Raw genomic sequence first — 21,765 nt, 5'->3', positions numbered from 1 at the left:
TTTGAACAGCGTCACTCGCTGTGGCCGAAGCACGACAAATTCGGCAAGAAGGCGTACACCGATCGTTCGCAAACGTCGCCGTTGCAGCGCACACGCCAGTGAGCCGGCATTCGTCGATCGCCGATGCTAAGAATTCATCAACATTTGTTATGATCGACTTCCGGGGGGCGAAAGCGCGCGGAAGACAGGCGCGCTAGGCGGAAGGATGCTTGATGGATGCAACGATCGCAGCAGCGATGTCGTCCGTCACCTTGAACAGATCGCGGCCGTCGCGATCGTACACATCGGCCCAGCGCATCACGCCATCCGACGCGTTGCTGAGCCGTGCAGTGACCCGCAGCTTGGAACCTTCACGCTGCACGGTGCCCTCGAGCAGCAGCTTGGGAGGCGTCTTGCTGACCGAAGTCGTACCGGCTCGTATGCCGCGGACGAGCGCAGCGGACGCAGTCGGTGAGATCACCTTGAGATGCGCGGACTTCGTGAGGTTGTCGGCAACGGCATTGGTTATCCCAATTGCCACGCTCGAATCAGCCGCATCCGAGCCAAGGTCCACGAACGGGACGACGGCAATCTCACCCAGCGGCGTCACCATTGCCGCCGTGCGCACGCTCGCACTGCCGTAAGCATGGCTGCGGCTGCTCGCAACGCCTGCACCGACAATGGCGACGAGCGCGAGGCCCGCCGCAATTCCCGCCAGTCCGCGCCGGCGCATTCTGGGGTGCGCGGCCCTGAGAAACTCTCCGCTGACCACGCCCGGCTGCTCAAGCGCATCGACCAGGTCCTGCGCACTCGCTGGCCGATCGGCCGGATCGGTCGCGAGACACTGCATGATGAGATCGTTCAGCTCAGCCGGAACGTCGGAGCGAACCGTGGAGATCGCCGGCGGGAGCGTGCTCATCCGCGCTGCCAGCATCGCTCGCGCCGAGAGACCGGCGAATGGTGGCGAGCCAGTCAACATCTCGTAAGCAGTGACGCCGAGCGCGTAGATGTCAGCCCGTCCGTCTATGTCCGGATCGGCGGCGGCCTGCTCTGGCGCCATGTAGAGGAGCGTCCCGATCGACGCGCCGTCGGTCGTCAGGCCACGCCCTGCGGCGTCCGGGCCGGTGCGGCGCGCCGACGACAGCGCCTTGGCGACGCCAAAGTCCGTGACCATCGCCGAGCCACCCGCGAGAAGGATGTTTCCCGGCTTGATGTCGCGATGCACCACGCCGCGCTCGTGGGCGAATGCAAGCGCGCGAGCCACATCCTTGAGAATCGCAACGGCGTCGCGCACGGGCATGGGCCCCGATGCGATGCGTCTGGCCAGGGATTCGCCGTCGACGTACGGCATGATGAAATACGGCAAGCCGGCCGCAGTGCCCGTGCGAAGAACCCCGACTATGTGCGGGTGCTGGAGCCCCGCAACCGTGAGGATTTCGCGCCTGAACCGTTCGACCGAAACAGACGCGGCGAGATGCGGGTGCAGAACCTTGATGACGACGCGGCGAGCCAGCTCACGGTCCTCGGCGACAAAGACGCATGACATTCCTCCGTCGAGCTCTCGCTCGATGACATACGCGTCGCCAAGCTCGGCGCGCATGATTTCGGGTATGGAGGAGGTCACTGGTTGCTGTCTTTGATCGAGGTGGTTTCCGATTAGACGACGCCGAAACGAAAATGGTTGCGCAGGTTGTCGAACTCTGAGACGAATACCCCGGACCCGCGTTAACGGCTCAGTTGTGACCGATCTCCGCCGATACCTGAACAAATGGCTCGACGATGCCTTGCGCTTCTGTATCCTGTATCCAGCGTGCGCTCAGGGCACGCCACATCCCGGAGAGCCGGCATGCACTCGACGACATCGTGCCGCATCACGCCACTGGACCGGGTGGAACGGCCTGCGCCGGTGGCGGGGTGGGTGCATGACTCGACGCGTGCGCGCTGGTCGGCAGGAGATTCATTCCCTTGCGCTCCAGTTTGCCCCACCCCACGACGTGTCCACGCAGCGCCGCCGCAATCGACTTTACCACGACCCAATACATCGTCTGCCGGAAAACGAAGCGTTGAATCAGCACCAGCCAGGTGAGCGCCTTTTCCTCACCAGGCTCCATGAGGAACGCAACGACGGCCGCAAGCCAGTCAACCACGAGAAATATGACGTACAACTTCAGCACGTCTTCGAGATTGCTCAACGCGTACCGGTCACCGTGCTGGTAACGCGCAATCAGAACCGAGAAGAGACTCCACGCGAACAGGATGTCGGCGAGTGGTGATATCGCGGTGTAGAACAGCTGAAAGATCCAGACGTTCGGCATCGCGATCATCCCGAGGGCGCCGTACTTTGGCCGGAAGGTGATCTTCTTGTGTTTCCAGACCGACTGAAGCGTTCCGAATGACCATCTGAACCGCTGGCGAATCAGCGTGCTGAGAGTGTCCGGCGCTTCCGTGTACGCAATGGCGTCATCGGCGTACGTGACTCGCACCCCTTCCTCGCCCAGCGCCCAGGTCAGATCCTGGTCCTCCGCGAGCGTGTCATCGCTGAATCCGCCGACCGCCTGCACGTAGGACTTGCGCCACGCGCCGACAGCACCGGGAACTATGGTTATTGCATTCAGCACGGCAAATGCGCGCCGCTCAAGATTCTGGCTGGTCACGTACTCCAGCGCCTGCCAACGCGTGACGATGTTGTGGCGATTACCGACCTTCGCATTTCCGGCAACTGCTCCGACCTTCTGATCGCTCATCGGTGCGACGAGCCGCTCGACCGTGGTCGGCGTGAACTGCGTGTCGGCGTCGAGGCATACTATGATCTCGCCGCGAGCGCGCGCGATTCCGAAGTTCAGCGCACTGGCCTTGCCCCCATTTTCCTTGCGCAGCACGGTAACGCGTGGATCGTCGCCGAATTCGCGCTGCGCAACGTTGAACGTCTCGTCCGGCGATCCATCATCGACGATCAGAATGTTGAGCTCGCCGCGATACTCCTGGTTCAACAGGCTCCTCACGGTCGATACTATGACGCGCTCTTCATTGTACGAGGGTACGATGATCGTCACCGACGGTGTGTAATCCGGCGTAGGCTTGCGCGAGTGATATCGCTGGTATGTCGCAAGTATGATGATGACGACCAGTCGTATCGCGCCAACCACCACTGCAATGAAAAACAGCCAGTAGAGTGTCCATTCGAGCCCACTGACGAATGAGAACGTGGCGAGCTCGATCCCGCGTGTCACCGCGCTACGAGGCGGAAGTCCCGGGATCGCCTCCTGCTCGGAGATTCCCGCCAGCTGGGAGAGCGGAACGACCGTATCCCCGTGCGCGCGCAGCGAGTCGATGATCGGACCGAGCGCCTTCACCGTCTGAGCGCGATTGCCGCCGCCGTCGTGCAGCAGTATCACGTTGCCACCCGAGCGCAGTCCGCCAGCAGTCACGACGCCGCCGTAGTAGCGCTGATCCATGACGTTCTTGACGATCTGATTCGCCGATATCGGCTGCCAGTCTTCGGCGTCGATATGCAGACCAACCGTCACGTAGCCGCGCTTGCTCGCAATGTCGACTGGGACCAGTTCGTCTGTAGTCGTGGGCTCGGCATCGCCGAAATACGGCGGCCGGAAGAAGAACGAGCGACGATCCAGAATCGCTTCGAGCAATCGCTGGTTCGCGTCGATCTCGAGCTTGGTGACGAAATCGGACGTCAGCGCGAGATTGGGATGCGTGAATGTGTGATTGCCGAACAGATGCCCTTCGCGCACTATCCGTCGCATCAACGGTATGTGCGCCTCGACGTTGCGCCCGATCACGAAGAACGTTCCGATCACGTGTCTGGACTCGAGCGTGTCGAGAATCTGCGGTGTCCATGTCCCATCGGGACCGTCGTCGAAAGTCAGCGTGACCTCGTGCTCCGACTTGCCGTACTTCCGGACGATGTAGGGCGACGGGTAGTCGACGATCCGCTCGTTGGTGATCACCCCGCGTGAGGTGTCTGGTGTGACGACGCGTCGTCCAGTGCGCGGCGATGCAACGATCTGAAGTATCTCGCCGTCGCCGATGAACTCGGTCTCGTAGCCAGCCGGAATGTCCGACAGCACGCTCGCAGCGTCTGCAACGCGATCTTCAGCGACCGCCTTCCACAGCGCCGGGTCTTCCGCGCCGAGCCGCCAGACAGCATAGCCCGCTCCGCCCAGCGCGCGCTCTGCGCGCACCTGATTGTATGCGCTCGCCCCGTCGAGATACCATACGAGATGGTCGGTGGAATCCGGGTCGGTCCAGGTCATGTAAGGGTTGAGCGCTTCCCGGTCGAAGCCCATGTGAGAGCTGCCCGGATTATCGCGCCCCTTGGCAAGCACTTCCTGAAACGTGTACGACTCGCCCGAATTCGCCGGCCCCGCGTCGTTCCAATCGTAGCCGTAGGCACCAAGTGCGAAGATCGCCTTCTTCGCCGGCACGCTTCGCAACATCTCGCGCGCACGATCGACGTACCACTGCTGGCTCGCGACCGGCCCGGGGTCGCCCTTTCCATAGTGCTCGTCGTAGAGCATCAGAAAGAGATAGTCGTTGACCGCGGAGAACTCCTTCAGGTCGCGCGGGGCGGTGTTGACTCCTACCGTCTGCGTCAGCATCAACTTGTGCGCATGCAGCATCGCGCCAAGCTCGCGCTGGAACAGCACCAGATTGGCGGTGGAGCTCTCCGGCACGTTCTCGAAGTCGATCGTCACACCGGCGAACTTGTAGTGCAGAACTGCGCCGACGATCTGATTCTCCACCTTGCTCCGCGCGACGGGCGTCGCAAGCATCGCCGTAACCCCCGCCGAGCTGAACAACTGCGTCTTGCGATCTATGTTGTTGACGAGGAGCAGCACCTTCGGCGGCGACGGAATCGAGTCGTACATGCCGAAAAAGCTGGTGTCCTTCTGAATCATGCTTAGATCGACGCTGTCGCCAGCAGCCGACAGGTACCCCCACTCCGATACTATCCAGTCGAGATCGTCATAGTTGCGCTGGAACGACGCAAACGAGTTGTCGGCCCACCACACGTAGAAACCGGCGCGTATCTGACGCGCACTCGGCACTCCGGTCAACTCACGCTCGATCGCGGCGGCGGCCTTGCGAATGGAACGGGCAGTCTTCTGCACCTGGAGCGCGGCATACAGCTCGCTGCGTTTGGTCCGGCGGCGTCTGTTTTCGCGCGCACCGACGAACCGCGGCGTGACGGTTGTCTGAGCAGGATGAAACGCGGGCAGCGCAGGCGGCGCGAGAACCATGATACCTGCAAGTGACAGCAACAGCAGCGTGGTCACCACGCCAATCACTGTCGCCAAACGACGCACGCGCGGCCAGCGGCGCCCGGTTCTATCCAGAAATACGGGGCCGGACGGTTCCTCGTCGTCCAGATAGTCGTCGGTCACGCGTGACGCAGGATGTCGAGTGCAACAGTCCGGACACCCTCGATGATGAACTGCACACCAATTACCATGATAAGGAGACCCATCAACCGCGTCATCACGTTCATTCCGGTACGGCCGACGCGTTGAACGATGAATGGCGCCACGGCCAACACCATCCACGACAGAACCATCACCGCAACGATCGCGCCGTACAGACCCACCAGCTCCATACGCGTGTCCGCTTGTGCAGTGAGCGTGATCACAGTGGTAATGGAGCCCGGCCCGGCGAGTGTCGGTATTCCAAGAGGAATGATCCCGACCTCCGCCTTCTGCTCGGCGGCCTCCTGTTCACCGCGGCTGGTTCGATCGCGCGATCGTCGCGCCTTGAGCATGTCGCTGCCGATTCCAAGGAAGATGATTCCGCCGGCAATGCGGAACGCGTACGTAGTTATTCCGAAGAAACGCAGTATGTACGTGCCCGCGAGTCCAAATGCGACCAGCGCGATTATTCCGGTTGCAACGGCGAGCCGGAGCGTGGACGCACGTTGCTTGTCGTCGAGATCGGAAGTCGCTGTAACGTAAAGTGGAACTGCGCTCAATGGATTCACGATCGCGAGAAGCGATGTGAACGCGAGCGTCGTGAACGCGACGGTCGACTGATTGATCAAGGGCGCAGCCGCCTAGACGATACGCGGAATCGCACGCAGCGACGCGACGTGCCGCTGCAGATCTTCGCGAGTCCGCGATCTGATGGTGACATGTCCAAGCTTGCGCCCGCTCCGCTCGCTCTTTCCGTACAGGTGAAGATGCGTATCGGGAATGGCCAGCACGCTTGCCGTATCCGGATGCTCTGCGATCAGATTGAACATCGCGGAATACCCGACAGGAGCGCACTCGCCAAGCGGGAAATTGCACACTGCGCGCACGTGATTCTCGAACTGACTCGTCTCCGCACCCTCGATCGTCCAGTGGCCGGAATTGTGCACCCGCGGGGCCATCTCGTTCGCTACCAGGCCGGACGCCGTATCGAACATCTCGATCGCGAAGACACCGACATATCCGAACGCAGCCAGCAACGCGCGCGCATAGCTCTCCGCCTGATGACGCTTGGCGTCGCTCAGCCTGTCGGCCGGCGCGAACGACGTCCGCAAAATCCCGTCCCGATGATGGTTCTCGGCGACCGGATAGCACAGCGTCTTTCCATCGGCGGATCGCACTGCGATCACAGACAGCTCCCGCTCGAACTGTACCAGCCCTTCATATATCAGCGGAACGGGGCCCAGTGCGTTCCATGCGGACTCGGCGTCACTGCGCGCCGTGATCCTCACCTGTCCCTTTCCATCGTATCCGAAGCGGCGCGTCTTGAGGATGCCCGGCACCCCCACATCGCGGACGGCACTTTCCAGATCGGCGAGCGAGTCGATCAGCCGGTACGGCGCAATCGGAATTCCGAGTCGCGCGAATTCCTGCTTCTCGAGCCCGCGGTCCTGCGACGTCACGAGTGCAGAACGCGGGGGCCATACAGGACACATCTGCTCGATTTCTGCGACGGCGTCCGACGATACATTCTCGAACTCGTACGTGACAACGTCGACATTGCGCGCAAACTCCCGCAGCGCCGCGATATCATCGTACTCGCCGATGATCACGTTGCCGACAGCCGCGGCGGACGCGCTAGGCGTTGGCGAGAAAAAGTCGAAGCGCATCCCCAGCGGGATTCCGGCCAGCGCAAGCATCTGTCCCAACTGGCCAGCACCGAGAATTCCGACCCGCATGGTTGTGCCATCGCGTTGCGACGGTCCGGTCACGGAATGAGCCAGCCGACCAACCAGCGCAGGAGCCGCCGCACCATCCAGTACATCAAGCGGCCCCTCGCGGTTCAGGGGAATCAAGCACCTTCCGCGTCTGTTCCGCCCGGAACCGACTCAGCGCATCGCGAAACTCGGGATGTCTGTTCGCGACGATTGCAGACGCGAGCAACGCAGCGTTTATCGCTCCCGCGCGCCCGATCGCAAGCGCGCCGACTGGAACTCCAGCCGGCATCTGCACTATCGACAAAAGTGAATCCATCCCGTGCAACGCCTTGGACTCGACGGGAACGCCGAGCACCGGCAACAACGTTTTCGACGCGCACATGCCGGGAAGATGCGCCGCGCCGCCAGCGCCAGCGATGATCACTTCTAGTCCTCTCTCTGCCGCAGTCGATGCGTACTCGAACAGCAAGTCCGGCGTTCGATGAGCGCTCACGACACGCGTCTCGAACGGAACGCCGAGCTGCTCCAGGGTGGTCGCGGCGTGGGACATCGTCTCCCAGTCCGACTGCGACCCCATGATGACGCCTATTACCGGAGTTGAAACTGACACTGTGCGACTGGACCGAAGCTCTTGCGATGATGGACGGTCGGTCCCGCGGAGTTGAGAGCCGACAGATGCGCGCTGGTGCTGTAACCAACGTTGTGCTCCCAAAGATACGCTGGATATCGTCGCGCGAGGGAGACCATCAATCTGTCGCGGGTGACCTTGGCGACGATCGATGCGCACGCGATGCTGTAGCAGGTCGCGTCTCCACCCACGATCGCTCGATGCTCCACCTCGAGCGCGCGAATGGGGTTGCCGTCGATCAGCACGTGATTCGGGACGATGCGAAGCTTCCCGATCGCCCGCCGGATCGCGAGCGTGCTCGCGTGGTAGATGTTTAAGCTGTCGATCTCACGAACCGACGCAGCCCCCAATCCGACACAGATCGCACGATCCAGGATCTTCACCGCCAGCTCGCGGCGCGCGGCGGCACCCACGGTCTTGGAGTCGGCGACGCCATTTATGGTGGCGGCGTCGGGGTCCATGACGACGGCACATGCGACAACGGGGCCCGCAAGGGGGCCCCGTCCGACTTCGTCGACTCCAGCCAGAAGGAGCCCACCGGCGGAGCGCAGTTCACGCTCCACAGGGCCCCACCGCATCAGGCGTTGGCGGCCTGTGCCGTCGCTGGCTTGGCCTTGCGCTCCTTGATGCGCGTGGCCTTGCCCGTTAGTGCCCGGAGATAGAACAGCTTGGCGCGGCGGACACGGCCGCGGCGGACGACTGCGATGTCGGCAAGCATGGGCGAATGGAGCGGGAAAATGCGCTCGACGCCAATGCCGTTCGAGATCTTCCGAACCGTGAAGCTGGCCGAGACGCCAGCGCCGCGGCGGGCGATGCAGACGCCCTCGAAAGCCTGAACGCGCTCCTTGTCACCCTCTTTGACCCGGACGTTCACGCGCACCGTATCGCCGGCCCGGAAGGGGGGAACATCGGTACGGAGCCACTCTTTCTGGGTTTCGCTAAAGGCGTGCATGGGATCTTCTCGGCGTTTTCGGGGACAGTCTCAAAACATAGCCGGGAGATGGGGCTGGTGGAAGGGGGCCATCCCTACTGGCGTCGCGACGCCGGCTGTCGAGCTACCCGCCGGCCGATAGACCCTGATCGCCGAGCGCGCCCGCGAATAACCCCTTCAGGTCGATCGTCAGCGCCGGCACCTCGTGGTCAGCCTGCCACGCAAGCGTTTCCGATATGATCTCCGGCCGATCGTCCTCCGGCTTCCAACGCTCCACCACCCGCGCATCACCGTCAACGATCCAATACTCTGGTACGCCACCGCGCTGATACTTGTGCCGCTTCACCGTCCGGTCGGCTCGCGCCGTGCTGGGCGAAAGAATCTCGATCACAAGCAGCAGCCGACCAGCTTCTTCCCAGGACCGGGCCCTTCTTCCATCGACGAGAGGAACCACGAACAGATCGGGCTCAACCACCGTGTCGTCGGAAAAGTGAATGTCCACCGGGGCGAAGTAGACATTCCCGACATGCCGATCGCGAAGATACGCATGCAGGCGTGCGAAGAACTCCGCGGCGATGCCCTGGTGACCCATGGACGGAGACGGCGTCACGAACAGCTCACCGTCAATGATCTCGTACCGATTCCGGTCGTCTGGAATCTCACGCAGATCAGCCGCGGTCCAATGCTTGTGATTGGTGTCGATAACGACTGCCATAGACATACAATAGGCTCCTCGGCGCCGAGTGGGCAAGTAGGCATACGCCAATGTTGCGACGCCGTCCGGGATGTGGCTCCAGCATCTCTCGTCGCCGATCATCATACGCACGCAACGGGATTCTTCGCGACGCACAACCCATCCATCAACAACTGCCACAGGTCGTCGTACGCGACGTCGATGTTCGGATCTCCCCACTCTGCAGCCTGCGCCTACCGCTCCTGCTCCTTCTTCCACCTGGCGATCTTCGCATGATCGCCGGACAACAGAATTTCCGGGACCGCGTGACCTCTGAACTCGGGCGGCCGCGTGTAGCTCGGTGCGGAAATTCCGCGGCCGTCGTAGAACGAATCGCCGTAGGCGCTCTCGAGGTCCGACATGGCCCCGGGCAAGAGGCGCGCGGTCGCGTCGATGATCGCGAGTGCGGCGACTTCCCCGCCGCTCACGACGAAGTCACCGAGTGACAGCTCCTCCGTGGCGAGATGATCGGCGACGCGCTGATCGACGTCCTTGTAGTGACCGCACAGTAGCGTGAGATCGGTGCCGCTTGCAAATCGTACCGCATCCGACTGGTCGAAGCGGCGCCCGCGCGGCGACAGCAGTACAATCGGAGCGCTCGCACCAAGTGCATCGACCGCTTCGAAGAATGGGTCCGGTTTCATCACCATTCCGGGGCCGCCGCCGTAGGGATAATCATCCACCGTGCGGTGACGATCGTGCGTGAAATCGCGCAGGTCGACGACATTGTACTTCACGGAACCAGCCGCAGCAGCGCGTGACGGAATGCTGAGCGCGAGCGGCGTCGTGAAGAAATCGGGGAATATCGTTACGACGTTTATCGTCAGCATGTTGATCGCATTGCGGTCACGCGCGACGTGAGTGTGACGTCACTCGAACAATCCGGACGACATCTCGACGAGCACCACACGCGCATCGAGATCGACTTCACGTACGACCGATGGACGATACGGGACGAGGACGTCCCCGCCCTCGCGCTTAACATCGAGCGTGAGTCCCTGCGGCAATTCGTACAGTCCAGTCACTTCACCGATCTCGGTTCCATCATCGCCGCGTACGTGCATTCCGATGAGATCGTGCATGAATACCTCGTCGCCGCTCGGCGGGGTCAGTTCATCCGCAGGCACGAGCAGATACCGCTGACGCCACATCTCGGCGGCAGTGCGATCCGGTATCGCGTCGAACTTCACGACGAGACCGCCCTTGTACGGTGAGGCGTCCTCCACACGCAGCTCCTCCCGGCTCAGCGGGTTCCTGCGATCGGATGGATGCTGTGCGATATCGCCCGTTATCGTTCCTGCGAAGACGCGACTTCCAGGCGCGAAGAAACGCGCAGGCTCGTCGGTGAGCAGCTCGACGGTCACGTCGCCGCGAATACCCTGCGGCTTCCGGATTCGACCGACGATGGCGAATGCGTTATCTGGCATCAATGAAAAAAAGTAAGGCCGGCCACGGGGCCGGCCTTGCAATTTATGCGCGCTGAAGCATCACGCTTCGGCGGCCGGCTCTTCGTTGATCGGAATGACGTTGGACAGATCGGGCTGCTCTTCGACCGGAGCGGCCTTGGAGGTTACGACGCGTCCGGTGCGCAGCTCGTGACGGCGCTTGAGAATACCAGCGCGACGCAGCAACGACCGAACCGTGTCGCTCGGCTGAGCGCCGACGTTCATCCAGTAGTTGGCGCGATCCTCATTGACGTTCAACCCGCCCTCGGTCTGGCGAGGAGCATACTGACCGATGATCTCGATGAACTTGCCATCGCGCGGGCTCTGCGAGTCTGCGACGACGATACGATACACCGGTGCCTTTTTGCGGCCGATGCGGCGGAGACGGATACGAACCATGTGATACTCCCTTTATGAGGTAGCGGGTCGAACGCCGGACTCATCGCGTCCGCGGAGTTTCCGCGGCGCATCCGGTACAGCCTGATGAAATTAACGCATCCCGAACATGCCCGGCAGTGCCGGCATCCGGCCACCGGGCTTGGTGCCCATTTTCTTCATCATCTTCTGCATGTCACGGAACTGCTCCAGGAGCCGGTTCACTTCCTGGATGGTTCGGCCCGAGCCGCGGGCTACCCGGGCTCTCCTGGATCCGTTCAGCAGACTGGGATCCCGTCGCTCAGCAGGGGTCATCGACAGAATCATCGCCTCGACGTGCTTGAGCCGCTTGGGCTCCGTCTTCATCTGCTTGAGGGCCTTGGTATTGACGCCAGGCAGCATCTTGAGGATTCCTTCCAGCGGGCCGAGCTTCTCGATCTGCTTCATCGCTGTGAGGAAATCGGCCAGGTCCATTCCTTCCTTGCGGACCTTCTTCTCCAGCTTCTTGGCCTCTGCGGCATCGAACGCGCCCTGGGCCTTCTCGACCAGCGTGAGCACGTCGCCCTGCTGCAGAATGCGTCCGGCCATTCGGTCGGGATAGAAATCCTCGAGCGCATCGGACTTCTCGCCGACACCGATGTACTTGATCGGCTTCTTGGTGACGCCGTAGATCGAGAGCGCGGCACCGCCGCGCGCGTCGCCGTCCATCTTGGTGAGGATGACGCCTGTGACGTTGAGCGCCTTGTCGAATCCCTCGGCGATGCGCACTGCATCCTGACCGGTCATGCCATCGGCGACGAGCAGGATTTCGGTCGGCTGGATTTCCTTCTTCAGGCGCTGCAGCTCCTGCATCATCGACTCGTCGATCTGCAGGCGGCCGGCGGTATCGACGATGACGACACGGTCGCGCTCGCGCTTCGCTTCCTCGATTCCGGCCTTCGCGATGCGCACGACGTCCTGCGTCGAGCGATCGGCGTACACGGGAACGTCGAGCTGCTTGCCGAGCGTTTCGAGCTGATCGATAGCCGCGGGGCGATAGACGTCGGCAGCGACGAGACGCGTAGCGCGGCCTTCCTTTTTCAACTTGAGAGCGAGCTTGCCTGCGGTGGTCGTCTTGCCCGATCCCTGGAGGCCGACGAGCATCACCACGGTCGGCGGAATGGACGACAGCTTGAGCCCTTCGCGACGCTCGCCGAGCATCGCGGTGAGCTCTTCGTAGACGACCTTGATGAGCTGCTGCGCCGGCGAGACGCTCTTGAGCTGCGTGATGCCGACAGCCTTGGCCTCGACGCGCTCGAGAAACTCGCGCGTGAGCGTGAACGACACGTCCGCTTCGAGCAGAACGCGGCGCACCTCGCGGAGGCCTTCCTTGATATCGGCTTCGGTGAGAACGCCACGCCCACGCAGCTTGGCGAAGGTGTTTTCGAGTTTATCGGATAGTTCTTCGAACATCCCTGAAAGATAAGGGGGCGGACCGCTCCGACGGGATCAGCGCCAGAGGTGCCCCTGGTGCCAGACGCTTCCAATCGGAATCACGTCTGGCAATCTTGCTGTATATTTCAGGCATCACTGCGTGGGGCGTAAATGACGGCAGCGGCAATAGCAGCATGGCTGGGCGGGGCGCGGGGACCACAGGCGGCGCATTTCACGGACGCCGATCTTCTAGTCGCCGTGGAGCGCGGGTTGCCCGTCAGCGCACTCGAGAGTGTGATTCGAGCAGGACGACTGACCGCGGACGAAGCCGATCGCATCGTCCTGCCCCGCCGGACCCTTGCATACCGCCGCAAGCATCGCCAGCGGCTGTCGCTCGACGAATCCGATCGGCTTGCACGCGTGGCGCGCATCGCCGCGCGCGCCGAGGAGACGTTCGGATCCCCGGAGCGGGCAGCGACGTGGCTGCGTGGGCCGAACAGGGCGCTCGACAGGCGAGCGCCGCTCGATCTCCTGATGACGGGCGAGGGGGCACTGATCGTCGAGAGTGTCCTCGTCCGCATCGACGACGGCGTGTACGAATAGCGAGTGCGCGTCTGGCGCATTGCGCGGCCGGTATGGCCGCCCCTCGCGGGCGAGGGCGCGCGCCGGCGCGGCGGACGATGGAATTCCCCCGGCAATCCCGTCGTGTATGCATCCGAGCGGCTGTCGCTTGCAGTGCTGGAGGTGCTGGTACATGTTGAGCCGGACACAGTGCCACCAGATCTCATGAGTTACGAGATGGAGATCCCCGACAACTTGCGCACAACGACCATTCCGAATGACGTGCTTCCGCCGGAATGGCAGGACAAGCCATCGCACCCCGCGTCGCGTGCGTTGGGCGACGCCTGGCTCGCGCGTGGCGACACTGTCGCCCTGCTGGTGCCGTCCGCAATCGTGCCGGGAGAAACCAATGTGTTGATAAATCCGCGCCACCAAGATGCAGGTGCAATCACAGTGGTACGCATGCTTCCGTTCCGGTTCGACCTCAGATTGGTGCGGGAATGATTGCAGGATTATCGATCCGCGTGATACATAGGACCAAACCCGCCAGAGGGGATTGAGCTGGAACGAGATTCGTACGCGCGCGAGATTACGCGAAGCGTGCGCGTTCGGCTGGGAGAAGATTTCCCCTGCAATCTTCGGCGCGTTGTCCCGGTGCCACCGGCAAAGATGCCATGCGAATGTGGGGTGCGGATGCATCCGCACCTGTCTCTCTGGATGCAAGCGAGACCCGATCGATACGGGACCGTTGCAAACCGCCATGGCATGGTCAAAAATGGATCCCCGCTTCCGCGGGGATGACGGTTGGATGGATCTCCGATTTCGCGCGTATGACGGTCAAGAGGGTTCCCGCTTTCGCGGGTGCAACGAAAGGCGGGGACATATCCGCGTCCCTGGCGCTTAACTATGCCGGTCTAGCGACCTAGATTCTCATACATGCCCAAGCCACAACGCAAGGAAGAGATCCTCCGTTCGGAACTGCCGCCGACGCTTCCGCTGATGGCACTCCGATCCACCATCGTCTATCCACTCGGCACCATCGCGGTGCAGATGGGCGCGCCGGAGAATCTGGCACTGCTCAAGGCGCACGAGGAACCGGGACTGATCGTGGCACTCGTGGTGGCGACCGGCGATCACGATCAGGACGCCGACCTTGCGCGCTTCGTCGGCAGGGTTGGCGTCGCCGCACGCATTCACGAGCGCATCAATCTCCCGGGTGACACGGTGCAGATCACGATGCAGGGGCTGCGCCGGATCGTGATCGGCGACATCGTTCAGACGGAGCCTTATCCCGAAGCGAACATCAAGCCGGCGCGCGAGGTTGCGCCGGATGCTCTCGAAGTCGATGACCTCGTGACGCGCGTTGCATCCGCGTCCGAAACACTTGCCGAGCTGATCGACAGGATCCCGGACGAGGTTCCCGCGATTCTGAAGATGAACATCTCCGATCCTGGGCGCTTCGCCGATCTCGCCGCGACGAACATGAACTTCCGCATTGCGGACAAGGACGAGGTTCTCCAGCGCCTCGACATCGGTCAGCGGCTTCGCTTCATCCTTACGCGGCTCGAGCGCGAGGTCGCGCGCGCGCGCGTCGTCGAGGACGTCAAGCGACAGACGGAAATCAAGATCGAGCAACATCAGCGCGAGTTCTATCTTCGCCAACAGTTGCGCGCGATCCAGGCGGAACTCGGTGAGGCGGATCCCGGCGAAAAGGATTCGGTGCAGCTGCTGCGTCGCGTGGAAGAGGCGAATCTCCCGGAGCGCGCACTGGCGGAAGCGAAACGCGAGACCGAACGGTTGCGCATGCTGTCGCCGGCGTCGAGCGAGTACCAGGTGATTCGCACGTATCTCGACTGGATTCTGTCGCTGCCGTGGCACGCGCGCACCGGCGCAGATCAGATCGAGCTCAAGGCCGTGGAAGAGGCGCTGGACTCGCGACATTACGGATTGAGCGACGCCAAGGAACGCATCATCGAATATCTCGCAGTGCGCAAGCTGCGCGGCGGCGAGCAGCACGGTCCCATTCTCTGCTTCGTCGGGCCGCCGGGCACGGGCAAGACCTCACTCGGCGAAGCGATCGCCACCTCGATCGGGCGACAATTCTATCGCATCTCGGTCGGCGGTGTGCGCGACGAGGCCGAGATTCGCGGACACCGCCGCACGTACGTTGGCGCGATGCCGGGACTCATCATCCAGGCGCTCCGACGCGTCGCTGTGCGCGACCCGGTGATGATGATCGACGAGATCGACAAGATGACGCAGGGCGGGCCCTCTGGTGATCCGACTGCAGCGATGCTCGAAGTGCTCGATCCATCGCAGAACAAGACTTTCGTCGATCACTACCTCAATCTGCCGTTCGACCTTTCGTCGATCCTGTTCATATGCACCGCGAACAATCTCTTCGACATTCCGCCCGCATTGCGCGACAGAATGGAGATAATTCGCATCTCCGGCTACACTGTCGAGGAAAAGGTCGAGATCGCGTGGCGCTATCTGCTGCCGCGTCTGCTGGAGGACCACGGTATCAGCGACAAGGACATCCAGTTCACTGATGAGACACTCGCTTTCATCGCCAATCGTTATTCGCGCGAAGCAGGTTTGCGCAATTTCGAGCGCAATCTTGCCGCGATCATGCGAAAGCGCGCGAGGCGCAAGGCGGAGGGCGAGGAAGGCGCGTGGATAGTCGACATCCCGATGGTGAACGAAGTACTCGGCGTCCCGCGCTACAACGTGGAAGAAGCCGAGATGGAGCCCGAGATCGGAGCGGTGACCGGGCTGGCGTGGACGGCGACCGGGGGCGACCTGATGCAGATCGAAGCGCTGCGCATGCCCGGCACCGGACGACTCATCGTCACGGGTCAGCTCGGCGACGTGATGCGCGAATCGGTGGACGCGGCGTATTCGTACGTCCGCGCGCGCGGCAAGGAGCTGGGTATCCCGGCCGATGATTTCAAGGAGACCGACGTTCACATCCACTTCCCCGCCGGCGCGATTCCGAAGGACGGTCCGAGTGCGGGCGCGGCTGTGACACTCGCGATCGCGAGCGTGCTGAGCCGGCGTCCCGTGCGACGCGATCTCGCGATGACAGGCGAGGTAACGCTGCGCGGCAAGGTGCTCGAGATCGGTGGCGTGAAGGAGAAAGTGCTGGCCGCGTATCGCGCCGGCCTGAGAGAGGTGATGATGCCCGCCTCGAACGAGAAGGATCTGCGCGAAATTCCCGACGAGGTGCGGCAGGCAATGAAATTCACCTTCGCTGCGGACATGGATGACGTTCTGCGCGTTGCGCTGCTACCGCAGCGGGAGCCGCCGCTGGTCGATGCCGCTACAGAGCCGGATGCGCCGACGCAACTCGCGGACTTCGCTCCCCCCCCCGCCATGGCGGACGCCGAAGTGCGTGCGTAACTGCGCCGATCATGCGTTCACTCTCACGCGCGCCGCTACAGTGCGCGCGTGAGAGCATACAGCAGCAGGCCGACCATTCCACCCACGATGGTGCCATTGATTCGCACGAACTGAAGATCCCGCCCGATCTGAAGCTCGATGCGCCGTGATGTTTCCTGCGGGTCCCACGCGCTCACCGTTCCGGAGATGAGCTGCGCGATCTCCGCGCGTGACACGTCGACAGCCGCGAGCACAGCCTGATCGATCCAGTTATTCAGTTTCTCCGACAGCACGGGATCTTCCAGCGCGTTATGGGCAAGCGACGCAATCGCTCCCTCCAACTTGCCACCAGAAAACTCCGCGTCTTCCGTGAGCAGCGCGTAATCCCTGAGTTTGCGCTTGACGTCGGACCAGACGGTGCCGATGAATTCGCGCGTCGCTGCATCCGCGAGCAGCTCCTCCTTCAACGCTTCCGCCCGCGCGATGGTTTCGGGCGACGACTGCAGACGCTCGATGAAATTGCGGACTGCGTGGTCGAACTTGAGCCGCAGCGGATGATCCGGATCGGCGCTTACCTCCGCCAACGTTCGGCCAATTCCACTCACCACGCGATCCGAGATGCGCCTGTCCACGATGGTGGGTATCCACCAGGGCGTCTGCTCCTGGACCTTCTCGCGAATGAGCGTGTCGTTCGCTTCAGTCGCACGTGCAGCGAGGCGAAGCGCTTCATCCAGCAGCTCCTGATGGCGGCCATCCGCCGTGAGCAACCGCAAGGCGCGACCGAGTAACGGTGCAACCTGAACGCTACGCAGACGGTCGCCGGCGGTACGCTCCAGAAAGGACTGCACATCCTCATCGCGCAGGACGTTAGCAGCAGAAGTGAGCGCGTGCGCGGTGGCGCGCGTTACGGTGCGCGCGTTCGCAGGCTCCGACAGCCACTGCGCCGTGCGGTCGCCCAGCCGGAGGGCGGCGAGCTTGCGCGCGACCACTTCCCTGTCCAGAAAATTCTGCTGGACGAAATTTCCGAGCGCGCGCCCGATCCGATCCTTGCGTGCCGGTACGATGGCGGTGTGCGGAATTGGAATACCGAGCGGATGCCGAAACAGGGCCGTCACGGCAAACCAGTCCGCCACGCCACCGACGACGGACGCCTCGGCGGCTGCTCGTACGTAGCCGAGCCAGATCCACCCGTAATGCCGCTCCATTATGAGAGCGATGACGAAAACGATGCCCGAGGCAAGGAGCAGCAGCAGGGCGAAACGCTTCATGCGGACCAGACGGTCGCGTTTGAGCGCTTCATCGGCGATCGGCGGCGCTGCGATGATCAGTCGGGGCTCCGGTTCTCGGATCGTTGGCGAGTCGTGCATCGTCACCGCTGAATGTTAACGTGGCACCCAGTCGATTCGGGGGCCGCGGGGCATCACAATTATTGGATCCTGGATACGATTCTCTCGAAAGCAGATGTTTCCGGTCCGCTGGGCGGCCTGGACTTCCTGTCGGCAGAATGACAGATCGTCGCGATCACGCATGGCCAGCTGCTTGCATTACGCCGCGGGAAAATCGACGATGCTTCCGGTACTACAACGGTACCGGCGACTCGTCGCCGCCCTCGATGCCATGTCGGACGTACTGGTTCAATTCGACGAACCTCAGCTGAGCGCAGACGGCAGGATGTTTACCGCGGAAGTTCGGGGAAATCGACTTCCGACAGGACTGTGGGAAGCTTGGATCGAGTTTCAGCCGCGAATTGGCGGCGACCCCGTGCGTACGCCGCGCGAGACCGAACAACTATCTCGAGGCGACCTTCGTTTCTGGGCCGCTGGCATTACGAGAGATCAGTTGAGAGACGCACTCGCCAGGGCACTGGCCCCTCACGAAGCGCAGCACGCCGACGCAAGCGCGCGGCTTCCGGACGTTGGCGACGATGCTGAGGGTGAGCCGGTCCTCGAGGCAACCCAGACCGTAAGCGACGAGCCGGTGCTGGACCCGTTTGCGGTTTACAGGCATTCCGGCGAGTACACACTGCGGCAGGAACTGCGCGGGCTGGATGCTCAGCAGCTGGCCGACATCATCGGCAAATATCGGATTGCCGACATCGACGTCATCGATCTCGCGCGGACGTATGAAGATGCACTCGCGGAGAGAATTGTTGCAGACGTGCAACACAATGTGGACACAAATCGGACACCCTCGTCCGAGCCGGAGAGTCGCGCGGAGAAGTAAAAGCTCGCACCACGCGATGTCGGCGCGGGATCACAAACGCATGGTTTTCCACATTCGCGGCGCGTGCGAGCTACCGAGCCTTCCCTAAACGCACGTCTCGCACGCTGATCGGAGGCGCGATTCCGGCCGGTGTATCGACCAGTAGCACTACCGGTCGGCCGTCGACCATGCCTGTGGTGACCTTTTCTGCCCGTCCGTGCTTCGCAGGCTCTCTCGCGGTGGCGACTTGTTGCATCAACTCATAGAAGTCCGCGGCGCGTGCTGGCGTCAGCCACACGGTCGCCCACGCGATGGCCGGCCCGCTCGGTGTGTTCCAGGTGACGTAGCGGTCACCGTTCCAACCTGATGCACCGCGCGCGGCTTCATCCACGTCGTTCAGATACTGATAGAGATACAGTCGAGTCTCGAACTCGCCGAGATTGTTGCTGTAGGTCGGAACGACAACTGAAACGGGGGCGAACGAGACCGGAGTTGGTGCCACGCGCTTGTCGAAGAATTCGTTCTGATGCAGGATCTGGGACGTCGATACGGGCAAGTCCCGGAACGGCACCTTGCCAGGCTCGCGTGCGCGGAAGTTCCTCACGAATTCCGCACCACTCAGATATGGAAACACCAGCGCTTCCTGAATCACCATCGGCGCGCTGGCGTAGACCGGCATCGCCGCCTGATTGTCGCGAATGGTCTGCCGCACGCGGTCCCATCCACCGGGCATCGCGACGGCAATGTTGCCCGGTCCCAGCATCGCGTGTATCTGCTCGTACACCGCCTCGCCCTCGAACACTGCCTGTTGCGCGGATTGACGATCGTTGTCGCTCGTGAGCTTCTGGATCGAATCGAGATTCACGTACTGATCCTGCAACGCGTGCACCAACTCATGCGTCACGATCACCTGCGCCGATTCCTTGGGTGATCCCTGGACGATGTAAAGCACCTTCGTCTCCGGATCATAAAATCCCACGATCTGCTCTTCGAGCAGGCGGGTCATCAGCTTGGGGAGATCGAGCGTGTCGGGGATCATGCCGAGCAGCTTGTAGGCAGCGGACTGTCCCGCGATCGCTCGCATGGTTGCGGTATCTGCAAGCTGCTTGAGCACGTAGTCGCGCACCTGCTCCTTGCTGCGCACTTCGATTCTGGGCGGCGTCTTGAACTGGAGACCGACCGCTTTCTCGACGGCGGGAACCGCCTGCGCGACGATGTCGCCATAAGGCCCGCCCGCACTCTCGGGACGGCTGCGGCACGACGCACTCGCAATGACGAGGAGTGACACTGCTACCGTCCGCACCACACGCCGGACATTGTCAGAAATGCGCTGCATCATTGACCGATGAAATGAGTGAAGTACCACTGGATCAGCGCATTGCCATAGAAGAGCGAGACAATGGCGGCAGGCGCGAGAAATACGCCAAACGGCACCAGCGGAAGCGTCGCGACTTCCGTGCCGTCGCCCGTGGCGGCGGTGTTATCCGAACGCGGACGCAAGCGCGTAACCGGAAGCACAACCCCGACAAAGACGACCACGCCCATTGCCGCTCCGATGAAGATCGTGAGCAGTGCGCGTTGCGGACCGAGCGCCGCACCGACGACCGCCATCAGAGTGACGTCGCCGAATCCCATCGCCTCGCGCTTGAGCGCAGCCTCGCCAAGCCAGCCCGCGATCGCGATCGCACCAGCGCCGGCGAGTGCACCCATCATTGCATCATAGGGCGTTGCAAAGGCTGATTGTGAGTGCATGAACACGGCAGCGAACGCGGTGACGAGCAGCCATATCAGGCCGAAGATCGTGAAGCCGTCAGGGATTACATAGTGCTTCGCATCGGTGATCGCGATGCCGGTCATGAGTGTCACGAACACGGCGACGCGCAGTGCGAGCAGCGTCGGACCGAACAGGAGGACGGCGCCGAGCCAGACGAGTGCGACGAGCAGCTCGACCAGTGGGTACTGCGCAGATATCGCCGACTTGCAACCAGCGCAGCGCCCACGCAACGCGATCCACCCGAAGATGGGCACGTTCTCGTAGGCGCGAATCGGACGCTCGCAAGCCGGGCAGCGCGACGGCGGCGTTACTATCGACATTCCGGCTGGCCAGCGCGCAATGCAGACATTGAGAAACGAGCCGATGCACGCGCCGATCAGAAACGCGAAGACCGCGCCGAGCAGCACGTCACTCATACTCTTGTAACGGCATAGAGGAGAATCCCTGTCGCGACTGCAACGTTGAGTGATTCCACGGCGCGAATCGGGATCGCGACGGTGCGACTCGCAGCGTCGACGAGTTCGCTCGACACTCCGCTTCCTTCGTTTCCAACGACGATTGCAACATCACTGTCGCCACCCGGCGCATGGACCGGCTCGCCGGTGACGCTCGTGGCCCAGATCGGGATCGCCCTGTCCCTGAGAAACTCCAATGTACCGCTTACCGTTGCGTGAAAGGCGACGTGCGAGAAGAGCGCCCCCATCGCGGAGCGCACGACTTTCGGATTGAAAAGGTCCACCGTTCCGGGCAATGCAATCGTTGCGGAGACGCCGAAGGCCTGAGCGGTCCGGAGAATCGTCCCGACATTGCCAGGATCCTGGATTCCGTCCAGAACGAGGATCAAATGGGGCCTTTCGATGTTTTCGAACGAGCGTTCGGGCTGTTCGGCGATCACGATGACGCCCTGTGGTGTATCTGTACCCGACGCAGCAGCCAACTCGGCGTCAGTCGTTTCGTCGACGTCGAATCCGTGACTGGCGGCCGCCGAGCGCAGGGCTGCTTCGAGCGCGGCGCCGCGATCGGTTTCGCGGAGGCCAGGGGCAACGAGTGCAGAACGGATGCGCAGCGGAGACGCCAGCAATTCCTCCACGCAACGAACGCCTTCGGCGGTGAACAGGCTCGTGCGCTCACGCGCGCGCCGGCGTTGCAGATCGCGGGCGACGGTGAGCGACTTCACGAGTGCGGGCTTGGGGGTTGTTGGTGTGTAT

Annotated in this window: 20 protein-coding genes; 4 read left to right on the top strand and 16 right to left on the bottom strand. The window is 62.4% G+C overall.

Annotated elements, in window-relative coordinates; genetic code table 11:
* Window positions 1–193: 193 nt before the first annotated feature.
* The 12 genes from V4529_00245 to ffh all read right to left on the bottom strand — a co-directional run bounded on the left by V4529_00245 (window position 194) and on the right by ffh (window position 12,678).
* Window positions 194–1,603, bottom strand: a complete 1,410-nt coding sequence (locus tag V4529_00245) for a serine/threonine-protein kinase (GenBank protein MES2356756.1) — start codon at window positions 1,601–1,603, stop codon at window positions 194–196.
* A 247-nt stretch (window positions 1,604–1,850) separates the two neighbouring features.
* Window positions 1,851–5,381, bottom strand: a complete 3,531-nt coding sequence (locus tag V4529_00240) for a glycosyltransferase (GenBank protein MES2356755.1) — start codon at window positions 5,379–5,381, stop codon at window positions 1,851–1,853.
* Window positions 5,378–6,028, bottom strand: a complete 651-nt coding sequence (locus tag V4529_00235) for a MarC family protein (protein ID MES2356754.1) — start codon at window positions 6,026–6,028, stop codon at window positions 5,378–5,380. The genes V4529_00240 and V4529_00235 overlap by 4 nt, the downstream gene beginning before the upstream one ends.
* A 12-nt stretch (window positions 6,029–6,040) precedes the next feature.
* Window positions 6,041–7,252 carry a 5-(carboxyamino)imidazole ribonucleotide synthase gene (locus V4529_00230; protein MES2356753.1) on the bottom strand — a complete coding sequence of 404 codons (1,212 nt, stop codon included), beginning with the start codon at window positions 7,250–7,252 and terminating at the stop codon, window positions 6,041–6,043.
* Window positions 7,221–7,691 (bottom strand): 5-(carboxyamino)imidazole ribonucleotide mutase, encoded by a 471-nt coding sequence (purE, locus tag V4529_00225; protein ID MES2356752.1) that lies wholly within the window; start codon window positions 7,689–7,691, stop codon window positions 7,221–7,223. Before purE ends, V4529_00230 begins: the two co-directional genes overlap by 32 nt.
* Before the next feature lie 11 nt (window positions 7,692–7,702).
* Window positions 7,703–8,320, bottom strand: a complete 618-nt coding sequence (locus V4529_00220) for a ribonuclease HII (GenBank protein MES2356751.1) — start codon at window positions 8,318–8,320, stop codon at window positions 7,703–7,705.
* Entirely contained in the window at window positions 8,320–8,694 is a 375-nt protein-coding gene (rplS, locus tag V4529_00215) for a 50S ribosomal protein L19 (GenBank protein ID MES2356750.1), read from the bottom strand. Before rplS ends, V4529_00220 begins: the two co-directional genes overlap by 1 nt.
* A 103-nt stretch (window positions 8,695–8,797) precedes the next feature.
* A complete protein-coding gene (locus V4529_00210) occupies window positions 8,798–9,394 on the bottom strand; it encodes a Uma2 family endonuclease (GenBank protein MES2356749.1) in 597 nt (198 codons plus the stop codon).
* A 206-nt stretch (window positions 9,395–9,600) separates the two neighbouring features.
* The gene (gene trmD, locus V4529_00205) at window positions 9,601–10,236 is read right to left on the bottom strand and encodes a tRNA (guanosine(37)-N1)-methyltransferase TrmD (protein MES2356748.1); all 636 of its coding nucleotides are present in this window, start codon (window positions 10,234–10,236) and stop codon (window positions 9,601–9,603) included.
* Between the two features lie 39 nt (window positions 10,237–10,275).
* Complete coding sequence (rimM, locus tag V4529_00200) at window positions 10,276–10,833, bottom strand: ribosome maturation factor RimM (protein MES2356747.1); 558 nt, start codon at window positions 10,831–10,833, stop codon at window positions 10,276–10,278.
* A 60-nt stretch (window positions 10,834–10,893) separates the two neighbouring features.
* A complete protein-coding gene (gene rpsP / locus V4529_00195; protein ID MES2356746.1) occupies window positions 10,894–11,250 on the bottom strand; it encodes a 30S ribosomal protein S16 in 357 nt (118 codons plus the stop codon).
* A gap of 90 nt (window positions 11,251–11,340) precedes the next feature.
* Complete coding sequence (gene ffh / locus V4529_00190; protein ID MES2356745.1) at window positions 11,341–12,678, bottom strand: signal recognition particle protein; 1,338 nt, start codon at window positions 12,676–12,678, stop codon at window positions 11,341–11,343.
* Between the two features lie 132 nt (window positions 12,679–12,810).
* Between ffh and V4529_00185 the strand changes: the two genes are divergently transcribed.
* The 3 genes from V4529_00185 to lon all read left to right on the top strand — a co-directional run bounded on the left by V4529_00185 (window position 12,811) and on the right by lon (window position 16,602).
* Window positions 12,811–13,242 (top strand): antitoxin Xre/MbcA/ParS toxin-binding domain-containing protein, encoded by a 432-nt coding sequence (locus V4529_00185; GenBank protein MES2356744.1) that lies wholly within the window; start codon window positions 12,811–12,813, stop codon window positions 13,240–13,242.
* Window positions 13,243–13,245: 3 nt separating this feature from the next.
* On the top strand, window positions 13,246–13,704 hold the full coding sequence (locus tag V4529_00180; protein ID MES2356743.1) for an RES family NAD+ phosphorylase: 459 nt from the start codon (window positions 13,246–13,248) through the stop codon (window positions 13,702–13,704).
* 432 nt (window positions 13,705–14,136) lie between these two features.
* The gene (gene lon, locus V4529_00175; GenBank protein MES2356742.1) at window positions 14,137–16,602 is read left to right on the top strand and encodes an endopeptidase La; all 2,466 of its coding nucleotides are present in this window, start codon (window positions 14,137–14,139) and stop codon (window positions 16,600–16,602) included.
* Between the two features lie 35 nt (window positions 16,603–16,637).
* Here lon and V4529_00170 read toward each other — a convergent pair whose 3' ends face one another.
* Window positions 16,638–17,948 (bottom strand): DUF445 domain-containing protein, encoded by a 1,311-nt coding sequence (locus tag V4529_00170; GenBank protein ID MES2356741.1) that lies wholly within the window; start codon window positions 17,946–17,948, stop codon window positions 16,638–16,640.
* 199 nt (window positions 17,949–18,147) lie between these two features.
* Between V4529_00170 and V4529_00165 the strand changes: the two genes are divergently transcribed.
* A complete protein-coding gene (locus V4529_00165) occupies window positions 18,148–18,804 on the top strand; it encodes a hypothetical protein (protein ID MES2356740.1) in 657 nt (218 codons plus the stop codon).
* Window positions 18,805–18,874: 70 nt separating this feature from the next.
* On the opposite strand, the gene V4529_00160 is transcribed toward V4529_00165, so the two are convergent.
* From V4529_00160 to V4529_00150, 3 genes are read right to left on the bottom strand one after another with little or no spacing between them, the layout of a single operon-like run.
* Complete coding sequence (locus tag V4529_00160; protein MES2356739.1) at window positions 18,875–20,119, bottom strand: hypothetical protein; 1,245 nt, start codon at window positions 20,117–20,119, stop codon at window positions 18,875–18,877.
* Window positions 20,119–20,973, bottom strand: coding sequence for a prepilin peptidase (locus V4529_00155; GenBank protein ID MES2356738.1), 855 nt, complete (start codon window positions 20,971–20,973; stop codon window positions 20,119–20,121). Before V4529_00155 ends, V4529_00160 begins: the two co-directional genes overlap by 1 nt.
* The gene (locus tag V4529_00150) at window positions 20,970–21,734 is read right to left on the bottom strand and encodes an RNA methyltransferase (GenBank protein ID MES2356737.1); all 765 of its coding nucleotides are present in this window, start codon (window positions 21,732–21,734) and stop codon (window positions 20,970–20,972) included. Before V4529_00150 ends, V4529_00155 begins: the two co-directional genes overlap by 4 nt.
* Between the last annotated feature and the right edge of the window lie 31 nt (window positions 21,735–21,765).

The organism is Gemmatimonadota bacterium (assembly GCA_040388625.1).
Taxonomy (GTDB): Bacteria; Gemmatimonadota; Gemmatimonadetes; order Gemmatimonadales; family Gemmatimonadaceae; genus Fen-1247.
This window is presented reverse-complemented; position numbering and strand designations above follow the sequence as displayed.

Bases quoted from the DNA above. Each gene is read 5' to 3' on its own strand.
- rpsP (MES2356746.1), bottom strand. From the start codon at position 11,250: ATGGTTCGTATCCGTCTCCGCCGCATCGGCCGCAAAAAGGCACCGGTG.
- V4529_00170 (MES2356741.1), bottom strand. From the start codon at position 17,948: ATGCACGACTCGCCAACGATCCGAGAACCGGAGCCCCGACTGATCATC.
- lon (MES2356742.1), top strand. From the start codon at position 14,137: ATGCCCAAGCCACAACGCAAGGAAGAGATCCTCCGTTCGGAACTGCCG.
- V4529_00185 (MES2356744.1), top strand. From the start codon at position 12,811: ATGACGGCAGCGGCAATAGCAGCATGGCTGGGCGGGGCGCGGGGACCA.
- V4529_00165 (MES2356740.1), top strand. From the start codon at position 18,148: ATGCTTCCGGTACTACAACGGTACCGGCGACTCGTCGCCGCCCTCGAT.
- V4529_00220 (MES2356751.1), bottom strand. From the start codon at position 8,320: ATGCGGTGGGGCCCTGTGGAGCGTGAACTGCGCTCCGCCGGTGGGCTC.
- V4529_00160 (MES2356739.1), bottom strand. From the start codon at position 20,119: ATGCAGCGCATTTCTGACAATGTCCGGCGTGTGGTGCGGACGGTAGCA.
- trmD (MES2356748.1), bottom strand. From the start codon at position 10,236: ATGCTGACGATAAACGTCGTAACGATATTCCCCGATTTCTTCACGACG.
- rimM (MES2356747.1), bottom strand. From the start codon at position 10,833: ATGCCAGATAACGCATTCGCCATCGTCGGTCGAATCCGGAAGCCGCAG.
- V4529_00210 (MES2356749.1), bottom strand. From the start codon at position 9,394: ATGTCTATGGCAGTCGTTATCGACACCAATCACAAGCATTGGACCGCG.
- purE (MES2356752.1), bottom strand. From the start codon at position 7,691: ATGGGGTCGCAGTCGGACTGGGAGACGATGTCCCACGCCGCGACCACC.
- ffh (MES2356745.1), bottom strand. From the start codon at position 12,678: ATGTTCGAAGAACTATCCGATAAACTCGAAAACACCTTCGCCAAGCTG.
- V4529_00155 (MES2356738.1), bottom strand. From the start codon at position 20,973: ATGAGTGACGTGCTGCTCGGCGCGGTCTTCGCGTTTCTGATCGGCGCG.
- rplS (MES2356750.1), bottom strand. From the start codon at position 8,694: ATGCACGCCTTTAGCGAAACCCAGAAAGAGTGGCTCCGTACCGATGTT.